This is a genomic window from Borreliella bavariensis PBi, from assembly GCF_000196215.1.
Classification (GTDB): domain Bacteria; phylum Spirochaetota; class Spirochaetia; order Borreliales; family Borreliaceae; genus Borreliella; species Borreliella garinii.
On the sequence record NC_006156.1, the window covers coordinates 877,144 to 892,271 of the forward strand.

The 15,128-nt window shown below is 27.5% G+C and carries 8 protein-coding genes; 4 read left to right on the forward strand and 4 right to left on the reverse strand.

Going from position 1 to position 15,128, the window contains the following annotated elements; translation table 11 throughout:
• Position 1 precedes the first annotated feature (1 nt).
• From BG_RS04160 to BG_RS04170, 3 genes are read left to right on the forward strand one after another with little or no spacing between them, the layout of a single operon-like run.
• The gene (locus BG_RS04160; RefSeq protein ID WP_011194120.1) at positions 2-1,243 is read left to right on the forward strand and encodes an exonuclease SbcCD subunit D; all 1,242 of its coding nucleotides are present in this window, start codon (positions 2-4) and stop codon (positions 1,241-1,243) included.
• A complete protein-coding gene (locus BG_RS04165) occupies positions 1,230-4,076 on the forward strand; it encodes an AAA family ATPase (protein WP_011194121.1) in 2,847 nt (948 codons plus the stop codon). The genes BG_RS04160 and BG_RS04165 overlap by 14 nt, the downstream gene beginning before the upstream one ends.
• 33 nt (positions 4,077-4,109) lie before the next feature.
• Positions 4,110-5,045, forward strand: a complete 936-nt coding sequence (locus BG_RS04170) for an ROK family protein (RefSeq protein ID WP_011194122.1) — start codon at positions 4,110-4,112, stop codon at positions 5,043-5,045.
• 19 nt (positions 5,046-5,064) lie between these two features.
• Here the strand turns inward: BG_RS04170 and BG_RS04175 are convergent, their stop codons facing one another.
• The 4 genes from BG_RS04175 to BG_RS04190 are packed head-to-tail and all read right to left on the reverse strand — an operon-like array spanning position 5,065 to position 12,977.
• The gene (locus BG_RS04175) at positions 5,065-5,889 is read right to left on the reverse strand and encodes a hypothetical protein (protein WP_011194123.1); all 825 of its coding nucleotides are present in this window, start codon (positions 5,887-5,889) and stop codon (positions 5,065-5,067) included.
• On the reverse strand, positions 5,883-9,011 hold the full coding sequence (ileS, locus tag BG_RS04180; RefSeq protein ID WP_011194124.1) for an isoleucine--tRNA ligase: 3,129 nt from the start codon (positions 9,009-9,011) through the stop codon (positions 5,883-5,885). The genes BG_RS04175 and ileS overlap by 7 nt, the downstream gene beginning before the upstream one ends.
• Positions 9,012-9,025: 14 nt before the next feature.
• A complete protein-coding gene (locus tag BG_RS04185; protein WP_011194125.1) occupies positions 9,026-11,245 on the reverse strand; it encodes an AAA family ATPase in 2,220 nt (739 codons plus the stop codon).
• Positions 11,246-11,267: 22 nt separating this feature from the next.
• Positions 11,268-12,977: a phospho-sugar mutase gene (locus BG_RS04190; protein ID WP_011194126.1), complete on the reverse strand. Its 1,710-nt coding sequence runs from the start codon at positions 12,975-12,977 to the stop codon at positions 11,268-11,270.
• A gap of 149 nt (positions 12,978-13,126) precedes the next feature.
• Between BG_RS04190 and uvrB the strand changes: the two genes are divergently transcribed.
• On the forward strand, positions 13,127-15,121 hold the full coding sequence (gene uvrB, locus BG_RS04195; protein ID WP_011194127.1) for an excinuclease ABC subunit UvrB: 1,995 nt from the start codon (positions 13,127-13,129) through the stop codon (positions 15,119-15,121).
• The last annotated feature ends 7 nt before the right edge of the window (positions 15,122-15,128 follow it).

The following is a 15,128-nucleotide window of genomic DNA, read 5'->3' on the forward strand; positions in this document are numbered from 1 at the left end:
TGTGAGCAATTATAAAATTCTGCATACTTCAGATTGGCATATTGGAAAAAAAATTGAAAATTTTTCAATACTTAAGGAACAAAAAAAATTTCTCTCTTTCCTTTTAGAATTTATTAAAAAAGAAAAGATAGATCTTTTACTTGTTGCTGGAGATGTTTATGATTCCAAGAGGCCCGGATTTGAAGAGCAAAAATTGGTGAATAATTTTTTTTACGAGCTTTCTTTTACTCCTTGTAAATGGTGTGTGGTTATTTCTGGAAATCATGACAAAAAAGATTATTTAAGTATTAATAAAAAACTTCTCTCACGTTTTAATTTTTTTTTAATAACAGAATATGATTCTGATGAGCAAATAGTTTTCTTAAAAGATAATGAAAATCTTAAGTTTATTGTTGTTTGCCTTCCACACATAAATGAAAGGCTTATTTTGGGGCAAAATTTTGACAATATTTTTGGATTAGAAGATCCGTCTTCCAGTAAACTATTTCTTGAAAATTTAGAAAATGCTTACAGAGAAAAGATATCAAGTTTATCTAATTTTTTAGAAAACAAGTATAAAAGAATTCCTAAAATATTAATGGCGCATTCTTTTTTTGGCAGCAGTAAAAAGATTGATACTTTGGGGGGTAGTTATATTATTCCTTTTAATGTTTTTGGAAATGGTTTTTCTTATGTTGCTCTTGGGCATATTCATAAATTCATGAAACTAAAGGATAATATTGTTTATTCAGGATCTCCTATGCAATATTCATTTAATGAGACTCATGATAAATATATAAATGTTTTGCATTTTAATCACAATAAATTAATCTTGCAAGAAGCATTTCCTGTGCCGATTTTCAATAAATTAATCTTTGTTAAAGGTTCTTTGAATGAAGTTCTTGACTTTTTTAATAATTTTAAAAAAGAAGAGTCTTTTACTATTTATTTGAAAATCGAACTTAATGAGGCGGTTGATACTAGTGCTGAGGAGACTATTTATGATCTAGCAAAGCTTAATTTTATAAATTTAGTTTCTATTTCCTATTCTTTACCCTCAAGTCAGGATTTACAAGACGATTCCAGCTTTATTGGAGAACTCGAAGTGCTTGAAATGGATGAAAAATATTTTTTTGAAAAAAAATTGAGACGAGATTTTGAGAATGGTGTTATTAAGGATATTAAATTTAAGGAAGAAGAGCTTATTTCTCTTTTTAACGAGGTTTTAGCTAAAGGATATTTAGGCGAATATGAGGATAAATAAGCTCATATTTAGAAATATTGCTTCTTATAAAGGTGAGCATGAGTTAAATTTCGATACTCTTCTTTTAAGGCAATCAGGTATTTTTTTAATTTCTGGTAATACTGGATCAGGCAAAAGTACTATTTTAGATTGCATAACTTTGGCGCTATATGCTCGTGTTTATAGGCTTGGAAAAAAAATTGTAGATATTATATCAAAAGGGGAGACTAGTGCTTATGTTAAATTAACATTTACTATTTCTGGTAAGATTTATGAATCTTTTATTGAGCTTAATGTAAAAAATATAGAGACTCCTAAGAATATGTTGCTTAGTTGTTTTTTTGATGATAGGATTATTGAGGGTCGAACTGATGTTTTAGAGCATATTAAAAGTCTTTGTCGATTAGACTTTAATCAGTTTTGCCAAACTGTAATTTTACCACAAGGTAATTTTCAAGAATTTTTAACATCAACTCCTAAAGAGAAAACCGCAATAATTGATAATATTTTTAATTTAAAAAAATATGATAATTTGGAATTTTATTTAAAAAGTGATTTTGAGCTTACAAAGTTTAGTATAGATAGATTATTAAATTCTGAATCTTATGCAAAATCAATCCTTGATTATGATGAGAGGGAATATAAATCTCTTAAGGATTATTTAGATTTAGTTGATATTGGTCGATTAGAAATTGATCTTGAAAATATTAGAAGAGCTATTTCTTTGTGTAATCAGGCAATAGCTTCCAATGAGAGATATTTAGGTTTAGAAATTGAAATGTCTTCTTTAGAGGATCAATTATCTTCTCAGATTGAATATCAAGATTCTTTAGAGATGGACTATTTTCTTCAAAAGAAATTAAAAGAAAATTTGGACTTGGATCAAAAAATTTATTTGTGTTCAGATTTTTGGAATTTGAAAAATCTTATTGCTATGCAAGGCGAATTATTTAATGATAGCAAATTGCTTGATTTAGAGCTTTCAAAAGTGATAAACAATTTAAAAGAAATTAAAGATTTGGATAGTAATAATTTTAATTTTAATTATATTAAAGAACTTTATAATAAAAATTGTAATATTTTAAATTTGAGATCTGTTAAGAATGATTATCAAAGTTTGCTTTTAAGGAAAAATAGTCTTGAAAATAAAAAAAAATCATTATTGAAGTCTCAAAGTAAAAAAAATGATGAGATTAAAAGTATTTCTTCTGAAAAATCTAATTTCGATTTTGATAAATATGTTTACTATGAAGCATTGAAATTATTCCAAACTTTTAACGATGAGCTTATTTCAAAATATAGAGATAGGTTGGAATTGTTATTACAATCTACTGACAAAGAAGATTGTAATAACAATAAGGAAAAAAATATTATTAAGATTAATTTGTATAAAGAGTTGTTAAAATATCTTGATGATAAAAATTTTTCTATTGAGAGTGATAAAGAGAGACTAAAATATATTGAGATTGAATATAAAAATTATCAGCATAAAGATAAATTGTCGGTTTGTAGTTTGAAAGAGCTTTACATTTTAAATTCAAAACTTCATTTAATACAAAATCAAATTGATGAGCTTAAATATCAGCTATCTTGCAGACAAGAAGAAATCTCTAAACAAGAGATTAATGCTTTGGAATTTAAAAAGAATAATGCTGAAATTTTAAGATTGATTGGAAAAAAATTATTTGATAAATACATAGATTATTCTGACAGAGAAAAAATTTTAGCATTTGAAAATAAATTAGAAAAGCTTGAACAATTTAAGGTTAGGGAAAAAGATTTAAAAATTGAGATTTCCTTAAAAAATCAAAAGTTTGATCAAAATCTTTTAAAGATTAAAAGTTTATTATTAAAACTTAATTTAAATTTAAGTTTTAGTGACTATTCTTCTTTAGAAAGAGAATTTAATGTTATTTTGGCTAGGCAGAAAAGTATAGAAAATGAATGGAATGAGCTTGTTTTAAATCTTAAAGATTTAGAAGATTTAAAAATTAAAACTGAAACCCAAATTAAATTTATAAAGGAATCTATATTGACTTTAAAAGCGAGATTAAACGAAGAGAAAAATAGTTTTATTAACATAGTCTCAAATTTAAAAAACGTTTTTTTCAGTTCATTTTCTTTTGAATCAGAAACTGTTTTGGAACAAATTAATAAGAATAGTCTTTATTTCTTACAAAAATTAAGTTTATCAATTAGCTCTAAGCTTGAATTTTTATCTAGAGATATCGAAAAGTATAAAATAAAGCTTTTAAATTTTGAAGCTCTTAAAAAAAAGATTAATCAACAAAAAATTAATTTAGACGCACTAAGAGGAGAATTAAATCTTGCCAAAGAAAGGAAAGATAAGCTAGATGTTTTAAGGAAGGTGGTTATTAGATCTTCTGGATTGAAATATTATGTTCAAACTTTTTTAATTAATGATATTTTAAGGCTGGCAAATGAAAAGTATTTAAGGTGGATTTTTCCTGATTTTGAGCTTAAAACTAACAAAGAGAGCAAGGAGTTTGATTTTTTAATTGAAGACAAAAAAGATGTTAATAAAATAAGAACGGTAAAAACTTTATCTGGAGGCGAGAAATTTCTTGTATCTTTAGCCTTGTCTTTAGCTTTATCTGATAAAATAAGAGATAGTGAGTTAAAAATAGAAGCTTTTTTCCTAGATGAAGGGTTTGGAAATCTTGATGAAGATACTTTGGCTCAAGTTATGCCTAAGCTTTCTAAGTTTCAAATGATGACCGGACGACAAATCGGTATAATTTCCCATGTTTCTTATTTGAAGGAGATGATTAAAGCACAAATAGTTATAAATAAGATTTCTAAAATTTCTTATATTGATATGGAAAATTTATGATCATTTATGTACAATTAGGCTTTGAGGATAAATATGAAACGTTATTTGGCAATTGATATTGGTGGAACTAGTACTAAATATTCGCTTGCAGATTCAAGTGGTGTTTTTTTTGATAAAAATGAAATAAGTACAGGTGCTACTTCTGATGAACAATTAAATATTTTAGTTAAGCTTATTGATTCTTACAAAAAATCAAATGATATAGCGGGGGTTGCAATTTGTATTCCTGGATTTGTTGATCTTAAGGGGAATGTAATTAGAGTAAATGCTATTTCTGGCTTTGTTAATTATCCTTTAAAAGAGAAGTTAGAATTTTTAACTGGAGTAAGTATAGAGATTGAAAATGATGCTAATTGTGTAGCCTTAGCAGAAAAATTTAAGGGCAATGCTATTGATTCTAATGATTTTATTGCTATAACTCTTGGTACAGGAATTGGTGCTGGAATTTTTACAAATGGCAAACTTTTAAGAGGGAATTCTTTTATGTCCGGAGAGGTTGGATTTATGATTACTAGAGGCATTAGCAATAATATTCCTTTTAATTGTAGATGGGAAGCCATTTCTTCTGTTTTAGCTCTAAGGAAAAGAGTTGCTATGCGCTTAGAGAAGCCTTTAAAAGAGATTTCAGGAGAGTATGTTTTTAATCTTGCTGAGAATGGAAATGTTCATGCCAAAAATGAAGTTGACAGATTTTTTGAGAATTTATCATTTGGTATTTTTAATTTAACTTTTATTTTAAATCCTGAAAAAATTTTGATTGGAGGAGGAATAAGTGCAAGGCCTGATTTAATAGATAGAATATATGAAAAATTGGAAAATTTATGGTCTTTAGAAATGGCTTTTATTAATAATAATGATATAAAAAATCTTGTAACTCTTGAGCCTACTAAATTTAATAATGAATCTGGTAAAATTGGAGCTTTGTATCATTATTTTACCTGCAAAAAGCAAAATAATGACTCTGTTTAGGAGTTGATAAAAATTTTTTTTAGGTTTGAATATTTGAAGCTAGTTTTGCTATAAAGTTTTCAACGCTAGATTTTTGAATATTAAATTCTATTTCTACTGTGTTTTGGTCTTTTATTGTAGCCTTTATGTGGCTTGATATTGTGAGATTAGTAGTGCTTGTTAAGATAGTTGGAATTAGCTTTTTTGACAATATTTTTAGTATTGATGGGTTATTTGTTGTGAGCAAAGATTTTAAAATATATTCTTTTTGATTTAGGCTGTTTATGGACAGAGTTCCACTGCTAAAAGGGATTAAGTTTTTGCTACTTGCTATTTGGTTTGGAAGCAACAATATTGAATCTTGAATCCAAAAAAACATTTCATTTTTTTCTACTTCCTTAATGTATTTTGTTGTTAGTATATTGTTTTCTTTTAAGGTTTTATCTTTTTGGTTTATTGTAATACTGGTTCTAGCTTTGTTTGGGGTAATATATATGTTTAAATTTTTAAGTTTCCATTTTGGACTTGTAAATATATTCCCTATTGATTCTATATTTCTATTTTTATGAATTCCCCAGAAAATATCTTTTGGGAAATTACCCATTATTAGTAGAGCAAAGTCGTTATTTTCTTTTTTATAGCTAAAGTATAAATCGCTTATAAGCCCTAGAATGGATTTATATTTAGGACTTAAAGAGTTGTAAATAGATCTGTTTTTAATTAAATTTACATGGGCATATAAATTCGCATCGGGCAAAAGTTCCATTAAGTAATTTAAATTTTGTTTTGGAGGGCTGTAAGACAGACTGGTGCATCCTACCATGAGGCACGAAATGGCAATTATTTTTGTTAATATTTTTAACATTTTTCAATTCCTATTATTGTAAATATGTCATTGTCTAGGTTTATTTTTTTTTCTAGTTTACTTTTGTTTAATATGATATTTAAGGCCAATGTTTCAGTTTTAATATATTTTTCAAATTTATTTAGTATTTCTTCCAATGTTGCATTATTTTCTATGTATAAATTTATTCTATCACTAACATCAAAATTTTTTTCTTTTCTTAAATTTTGTATTTGTCTTACAAATTCTCTTGTAAGTCCTTCTAAGTATAATTCTTGTGTTATTAGTGAATCTATTCCTATTGTAATAGATTCTTCATTGATTACTTTTAAGTTATCTTTTTCGTCTCTTTCTAATATTATATCATTTAATGATAAGTAATACTTTGCATTATCTACTTTTATTTCATGAGATATTCCATTTATTATTTTTATTATGTCTTCATTTTTTAGCTTGCTAATTTCAATAGATACCGTTTTCATATCTTTTCCAAGCTTTTTCCCAAGTTCTTTAAAGTTTGCTTTTGCTTTGTAAGTTATAAGCTCCTCTTCGTTAGATTTTATTTTCATTTCTTTTACATTTATTTCATCCAATATTATTTCTTGCATCTCTATTAGCATATTTTGTTCATTTTGATTTTTTGTGACAACGTATATTGTGCTAATAGGCATGCGTATTTTTATATTGTGCAATGATCTGAGTGATCTTGCCATTGAAGTTATTTTTCTTGCGAGATTTATTTTCTCTTCAATTGTTTTGTCGATGAAATTTTCATTTGCTTTTGGATAATCGTTAAGGTGTATTGATTGTTTGTCTTCATCGGTTTTTAAATTTTGATAAATCTCTTCTGTTATAAATGGAATAAAGGGCGCAAGCAAAATCATTAAAGTTTTGATTGCATAATATAATGTTTCGTAGGCATCATTTTTGTCTTTATCATTTTCTGATTTCCAAAATCTTCTTCTAGATCTTCTTATATACCAATTATTTAATTTATCTATAAATTCAAGTAAAGATTCTATTGATTTTGTTAAATTATATTTGTCTATTTCTTTATTTAGTATTTTTTTTAGGCTTTCAAGTTCGCTTATGATCCATTTGTCAAGGTTATTACTTTTGACTAAACTGAGATTTTTTGTAGGTTTAAATTTATCAATTATTGCATAAGTTGTAAAAAAGGAATAAGCGTTCCAAATGGGTATTATTATGTTTTTAAGAACATCTCTTACTCCATTGTCGCTATATTTTAAATCATCAGCTTTGACTACAGGGCTCATTATTAAATAAAGCCTTAAGGCATCTGCACCGAAGGTGTTTATTACTTCCATTGGATCTGTATAATTTTTAAAGGATTTTGACATTTTTCTTCCATCGCTTGAAAGCACAAGTCCATTTACAATGACGTTTTTGAATGCTGTGTTTTCAAAAAGAGAAGTTCCTAGGATTGTAAGAGTATAAAACCATCCTCTTGTTTGATCTAGGCCCTCTGCAATGAAGTCGGCAGGAAATATGTTTTTAAAATTACTTTCATTTGCAAATGGATAATGATTGCTTGCGTAAGGCATTGCTCCAGATTCAAACCAGCAATCTAGAACTTCGCTTGTTCTGATAAATGTGCCACCGTCTTTGCTTGGCCAGGTTATTTTATCTATTTTGTCTTTATGTAAGTCTTCGATTTTTTGACCAGATAGTTCCTCAAGCTCTTTTCTTGATCCAACGCAAATTTTTTTTCCTGTTTTTGAGCATATCCAAATTGGAATTGGATTTCCCCAAAATCTGTTTCTGCTTATTGCCCAATCCTTTGCATTTTCTAGCCATTTTCCAAATCTTCCTTTTTTTAGATGAGCTGGCATCCAATTAATTTTTTCATTGACTTCTAAGAGTTGGGTTTTTATTTTTTCTACATTTACAAACCATGAGCTTATTGGTCTATAAATAATCGGGTAGTTTGTTCTGTAACAAAATGGATATCTGTGAAGATAGTTTTCTCTTTTGAATAAAAAATTGCGTAATTTTAGGTTTTCTATTATTTTTTTGTCAGCATCTTTTACAAAAAGTCCTTTAAAATCTTTTACCCTATTTGTAAATTTACATTCAGCATCTAAGGGATCTATTATATCGACATTTGTGTGTTTTTTAAGTACCCTGTAGTCTTCTTCTCCAAAGGGCGCAATATGAACAATTCCTGTTCCATCGTCAGTTGTAATATAATCGGCCGTGTGGACTTTGAAAGCCCCTTTATCTTTTTGTTCTAAAAAGTAGTTAAAAATAGGTTCATATTCTATGCCTTGAAGCTGGCTTCCTTTGAATTTTTCTATAATAGTATATGCATTTTCATCATCAAAATAGCTATTAATCTTTTTTGATCCAAGTATTAAAATCTCTTCTTTTTTTTTGTCAAAAATTTTAGAATACTCTATTTCTTTTCCTACCGCAATTCCAAGGTTTGAGGGCAATGTCCAAGGGGTGGTTGTCCATGCTAGTAGGTATTCGTTTTTATCTTTTATTTTAAATTTTATTGTTAATGAAGGGTCATTTACTTCTTTATATTCTCCAAGATTCACTTCGAAGTTTGAAAGTGGAGTTGCAAGCTTTGGAGAATAGGGGAGTACATAATAACTTTCGTAGATTAACCCTTTGTTATAAAGATTTTTAAATACCCACCACACAGATTCCATGAAGCTTATATCCATAGTTTTGTAGCCTTTTTCAAAATCTACCCATCTTCCAAGCCTCAAGATTATATTTTTCCATTCTTCTGTATATCTAAGTACTATTTTTTTGCATTCTTTGTTAAAATTTTCAATGCCATAATTTTCTATTTCGTATTTGCCAGAAATTCCCAATTTTTTTTCTACTTCGTATTCAACAGGTAGTCCGTGAGTATCCCACCCAAAATTTCTTTTAACATATTTACCTTTCATTGTTTGATATCTTGGAATTATGTCTTTTATTGTGTTTGGAACAAAATGTCCAAAATGAGGAAGTCCTGTTGCAAAAGGTGGTCCGTCGTAAAATGTAAATTCTTCACATCCTTCTCTTTGTTCCATTGATTTTTCAAAGATCTTGTTGTCATTCCAAAATTTTAATATTTTTTCTTCTATTTTAGGAAAATTTGCCTTGTTTTCTACTTTTTTAAACATATTATAATTCTCCTTTATTCTATTATTATTTTTTCTTCTTCTAAATAAATTGTTATTTTATTTATGTTTTGATTTTCAGCTATTTTGGTTATAATATCTTCTTCTATTTTTTCCTTTATTGCAGCAATTACGCTTCTTGCTCCTGAATTTTTTTTATAGTATTTTGTAGTTATGAATTTGTCAACATCTTTTTTTATTTCTATTTCAATTCCTTTAGAATAAAATTTTGTTTTAAGGGTATTTAAGTATTTTTTACAAATTTCTTCTACATTGTCCCTTGTAAGAACATTTAGGATGATTTTTTTTTGAATTCTGTCTAAAAGGGATAACTTAAATCTTTTTTCAAGATCTTGTTTTATTTCTTCTTTAAAGTTTTTTGTTTCTGCGCTTTTTTGTTGATTTTTATTGAATCCAATATTATTCTCTCCAAGAAGCATTCTAGATCCAATATTTGTAGTCATTATTATAATTGTATTTTTAAATAGTATTTTATCTTCTTTGCTATCAATAAGTTCTCCATTTTCAAGCATTTGACTTATTAAGTTTAATATGGAGTTGTGGGCATTTTCAATGTTTTCAAGCAATATTAAAGTTTCAAATGAATGTTTTAATTTGTTTGTCAGAATGCCTCCATCAGAGTAGCCCACATATCCTGGATTTGTGCCGATTAATTTTGAAATAGAGTTTTCTTCTCTATAATCTGACATATCTAGTTTTAATACTGAATTTTGATCCTTAATAAATTTTTTAGACAGTTCATCAGTTAAAGTGGTTTTTCCGCATCCATTTGATCCTATTAACAATATTGAAGTTAAAGGCTTAGAATCGTCATTTAGTCCAAGTTTGACTTTAATAATTTCTTTGATAAGCTCGCTTACTGCATGTTTTTGTCCTATTACTTTTTGATTGATTTTGCTCTCTACTTCTTTTAATTCTAAAATTTCTTCTTTTATGCTATTTGTTGTTTTAATAGATAATATTTCACTTATTGCTTTTTGTATATCATCCGATGTTATGATATTGTCTTTTGTAGGTTCTTCCTTTTTAATTGCGCCGGCAATGTCTATTAGATCTATTGCTTTATCTGGAAATCTTTTATTTATTAGATATTTGGATGAAAGTTTTACTATATTTATAAGCGCATTTTTTTCATAGATCACTCCATGATAGTCTTCGAAATTTTTTGCAATATTTTTGATTATTTTTAGCGTATCTTTTTCATCAGGCTCTCTTACAGTAATTGTTTGAAATCTTCTAGCGAATGCTTTGTCTTTTGAAATATATTTTCGGTATTCATTATAAGTAGTTGCTCCAATAATTTGTATTTCTGCCCTAGAAAGTGATGGCTTTAATATATTTGATGCATCAAGAGCTCCTTCGGAGTTTCCAGCTCCTATTAAAGTGTGTATTTCATCAATAAATATTATTGTATTTTTATTTTTTTCAATATACTTAATTATATTATTTAAACGGTCTTCAAACTCACCTCTATATTTTGTTCCCGATACCAAGTTTGAAACCTTAAGCATTAAAATTGTTTTGTCTTGTAGTTTGCTACTTATTTTTTTTTGTACTATGTTTGATGCAAGTCCCTCAACTATTGCTGTTTTCCCTACTCCAGGCTCACCTATTAGCATTGCGCTATTTTTATTTCTTCTCAAGAGTATATTGGTAAGAGCTTTAATCTCTACTTCTCTTCCAATCAAGGGATCTAATTTTTTATCTTTTGCAAGCGCTGTTAAATTTTTGACATACTTTCCAATTTCGAATTGTTCATTTTCAAGTCGTATTTCTTCATCAAATTCTTTGTAGGTTTCAATTAATCTTATTTTATTTTTTTCCATGTATTCTAATATATTTTGATCTTTAAAGTCGAAGCTAGATTTGCTTAGTTTGTACTTTTTTAGAAGCTTTTTATTTTTTAATATTTGATAAAAAATTTCTTTTGATCCTATTAGGGGTTTAGATTTAAACTCCTTTTTAGCTTCTTTTATGAGAGTAAAGATTTCTTTATTGATTTTTGGAATAATTATCTCATTTTTTTCTATTAAAATTTTCTCTAATTTATCTATTTCGCATATAACTTCTTGTTTAATGCTTTTTAGAGTTTTTGTATCTATAAATTTTATTTCAGATTTTTTAGGAGTGATAATTATAGACATTAATAGGTGCCAAATTGAAACTTCTTTATTTTTATTTTTTCTTGCAATTTCTTTTGAATCTATTTCTACCAAATTTATTAAATTTTCTGTTATGTTAATATTTTTTTATCTCCATCTTTATTGCATTTATTATACCAAATATTTTATGTTTTTCCTTATACTCGAGCTTTACAGATATGTAAAATTTAATTTTTGGCTCTGTTCCAGAGGGTCTTACGGTTATTACAATTTCGTTTTCAAGTATAAATTTTATTGCGTTTATAGGATATTTATATTCTTTTATTTCTGAAATTTCTTTTTTGAAGTTAATTTTTTTAAGAGTTTTATAGTCTAATTTTTCAATTATTTTGATTCCTGCGAATTGCATTTTTTGTTCTTTTCTTAGCTTTGACATTAGTGCTTCTCTTTGAATTTCTCCATTAGCCCCCTCAAAGTTTTTTTCTACATTAAGTTCTTCATAATATCCAAATTCTTTGTATATCTTTTCAAGATAATTCTTAATTGTTTGTTTCTTAGCTTTTAAATAAAGCGCTAAAGAACAAATCCCTTTTATGGCTGAAAATGCATCCTTATCTCTAACTTTTTTTCCTATTAGATATCCATGACTCTCTTCGCATGCAAAAGCAAATTTTTTATTCGGTTCATTTTTTTCCATTTCATCAATTAAGCTTCCTATCCATTTAAATCCTGTGTAAGTTCTAAAAATTTGAGAACCATATTTTTTTGCAATTTTTTCTAACATTTGTGTTGTTACAAATGATGATATTACAAATGTATTTTTAGGATTTATTTCTTTTGAGAGTATATAGTTCATTAAAATGCATGATATTTGATTTCCGTTTAAAAATATCCATTCGTTTTGATCTTTAAATGCAACTCCTATTCTATCAGCATCTGGATCTGTTGCAAGGGCAATGTCACAATCTTCTTTTTTCGCAAGCTCTATTACTTTAAGCATTGATGTTTTTTTTTCTGGATTAGGATAGGTTATTGTTGGAAATTCCGGGTTTGGTACTATTTCACTTTTTTCTAAAAAAAGCTGTATTTTGCTATTTGTAAAGAGTTTTTTTATTATGGTTCCACCAGTACCATGTAGTGCTGTGTAAGCTACTTTTAAGTTTGTTTTTTTGCTATTCTTCTCAAAATCAGGGAATTCTTTGTTTATTGTTTGTACATACTCTTTGTCTATCTCATTATTTAGTTCTTTGATAATCTTTTTTTCAATACCTTCTTTTATGGTAATTTTATTTATTATGTTTTTTACTTTTTTGATTTCATTGGTTATTAGTGTGTCATGAGGCGGCATTATTTGTATTCCACCTTTCCAGTATGCTTTATAGCCATTGTATTCTTTTGGATTATGACTTGCTGTTATCATAACACCAACATCACAATCAAATTTTCTTATTGTATAAGATAGCTGGGGAGTGGGTCTTAAGCTTTTATATATATATGTTTCAAAATTATTTGAGGCAAAAATTTGAGCAGTATTGTAAGCAAATTCTTTTGAAAAATATCTTGAATCATAACTTATTGCAACTTTGGGGTTTTTATTTATTTTAAGTACATAGTTGCATATTCCTTGGCTTATTTTTTTTACATTATAAGTGTTTATGTAGCATGTTCCAGCCCCAATGATCCCTCTCATTCCAGCAGTGCCAAATTCTAGATCTTTATAAAATCTGTTTAGGATTTCTGTCTCATTATTTGTTTTTTGAATTTTTATTGCTTCTTCTTTAAAATATGTATCTTTTTCAAGAAGAATATAATTTTTTAATTTTCTTTTGGCTGTGACTTGTTGCATCAATTATTCCTTTTATTTTTATTTTACTTTATTTTACTTAAACAAAGATTAATTAAATTATATTGATTTATAATGAATTATATACTTGATATAGTATTTATTATTAGATAATTTATAAGAATGTATATTAAATTTTGGTCGTTAAATTAATGATAGATTTTTTTTTGAATTCAGAATATCTTCCTGCTGGTGATCAACCTAAAGCAATAAAAGAGATTGAAAATTCTATTTTGCTTGGGAATAAGTATCAAACATTAAAAGGTGTTACAGGAAGTGGAAAGACTTTTACAATTGCGAATATAATTAAAGATCTAAACAGGCCAGCTTTAGTTGTCAGTCATAATAAAACATTGGCAGCGCAACTTTATAGGGAATTTAAAGATTTTTTTCCAAACAATGCTGTTGAATATTTTGTTTCTTATTATGATTATTATCAGCCAGAATCCTATGTGCCTTCAAAAGATTTATTTATTGAAAAAGAAGCTACTATTAATACTGAGATAGAAATCAAGCGAATAAGGACTGTAACTTCCCTTGCTAAAAGGCGAGATGTCATTGTTGTTGCAACTGTATCTTCAATTTATGCTCTTGGATCTCCAGATTTTTTCAAAAAATCAGCACGAGAATTTTCTGTAGGTCAAAAAATTTCTATTAAAGAAATATCAGATATTTTTGTAGAACTTTATTATGAGAGAACTTTAATGAATCTAGAGAGAGATAAATTTTCAATTAAAGGAAATATTATTGAAATTTGGCCTAGCAGTGAGCACGGAGAGTTTGCTTATCGAATTTGTTTAGATTTTGATGAAATTGTTGAAATATATAGGATTAGTTCATTTTCTAAAAAAAATTTAGGAACCACAAATAGTTTTACTCTTTTTGCTAAATCTTATTTTGTAATTCCTTATAAAAACGTGTTAGAAGCGATACCTAAAATATCTTATGATTTAAATCTTCAATGTCAATATTTTAAAGATAATGGCAAGCTTGTAGAAGCTGAGAGGCTTAAGCAGAGAGTAGAGTATGATTTGGAAATGCTTAGAGAGACAGGATTTTGTTCGGGCATTGAAAATTATTCTAAATATTTGAGTGGAAGTGAAATGGAAAGACCTTATTGTCTTTTTGATTTTTTTCCGAAAGATTACTTATTGTTTGTAGACGAATCTCATGTTACATTGCCGCAATTTAGGGGAATGTATAATGGAGATTATTCTAGAAAATTAAATCTTGTTAACTTTGGATTCAGACTTCCTGCAGCGCTTGAAAACAGGCCTCTTAAATATGATGAATTTGACGCATTAATTAATCAGGTTGTGTTTGTATCTGCAACTCCAGGTCTTGAAGAGAATTTGAAGAGTAGAGTGGTTGTCGATCAAATAATTCGTCCCACAGGTCTTGTTGATCCAGAGATTATTACCAGGCATTCTGATGGTCAAATGGAAGATCTTTATAGCGAGATTCAAAAAAGAGTAGCTCTTAAGGAACGGGTTTTAATTACTACTTTGACAAAGAAAATGTCTGAAGATTTGACTGAATATTTGGTAAGTCTTGGAGTAAGGGCAAAATATTTACATTCAGAACTTGACACTCTTGAAAGAGTAGAGGTTATTTCGTTGCTTAGAAAATCTGAAATTGATGTTATTGTTGGCATTAACTTACTTAGAGAAGGCTTAGATATCCCAGAAGTATCTCTTGTTGCAATATTAGATGCTGATAAAGTAGGGTTTTTAAGATCTACTACTTCATTAATACAAACAATTGGTAGGGCTGCTAGAAATTCTAACGGACTTGTAATAATGTATTACGACACAATAAGTGTAGCTATGCGGGAGGCAATTGAGGAAACTAATAGAAGACGTCAAATTCAGGTTGATTATAATAAAAAAAATAATATTACTCCTAAGACAATTGTTAAGAAAATTCAAAATATTTTAGAAAAAGAACTTAATAATAAAAATAAAAATATTAACTATGACCTTGAAAAAATTATTTCAGGCGAGAGATTGTCTAAAAAAAAGCTTATTAATAAGCTTAAATTTGAGCTAGAAGAAGCTGTTAATGATGAAAGGTTTGAAGATGCAATTGTTTTAAGAGATAAAATAAAAGAGCTTAGTAGTAAAATTAGTGTGGCTCGCAATAAATAAAAGAGAG

What these genes read in the sequence shown, in the direction of transcription:
- BG_RS04175 (WP_011194123.1), bottom strand. Translation starts at nt 5,889, where the DNA reads ATGTTAAAAATATTAACAAAAATAATTGCCATTTCGTGCCTCATGGTA.
- BG_RS04170 (WP_011194122.1), top strand. Translation starts at nt 4,110, where the DNA reads ATGAAACGTTATTTGGCAATTGATATTGGTGGAACTAGTACTAAATAT.
- uvrB (WP_011194127.1), top strand. Translation starts at nt 13,127, where the DNA reads ATGATAGATTTTTTTTTGAATTCAGAATATCTTCCTGCTGGTGATCAA.
- BG_RS04165 (WP_011194121.1), top strand. Translation starts at nt 1,230, where the DNA reads ATGAGGATAAATAAGCTCATATTTAGAAATATTGCTTCTTATAAAGGT.
- BG_RS04190 (WP_011194126.1), bottom strand. Translation starts at nt 12,977, where the DNA reads ATGCAACAAGTCACAGCCAAAAGAAAATTAAAAAATTATATTCTTCTT.
- ileS (WP_011194124.1), bottom strand. Translation starts at nt 9,011, where the DNA reads ATGTTTAAAAAAGTAGAAAACAAGGCAAATTTTCCTAAAATAGAAGAA.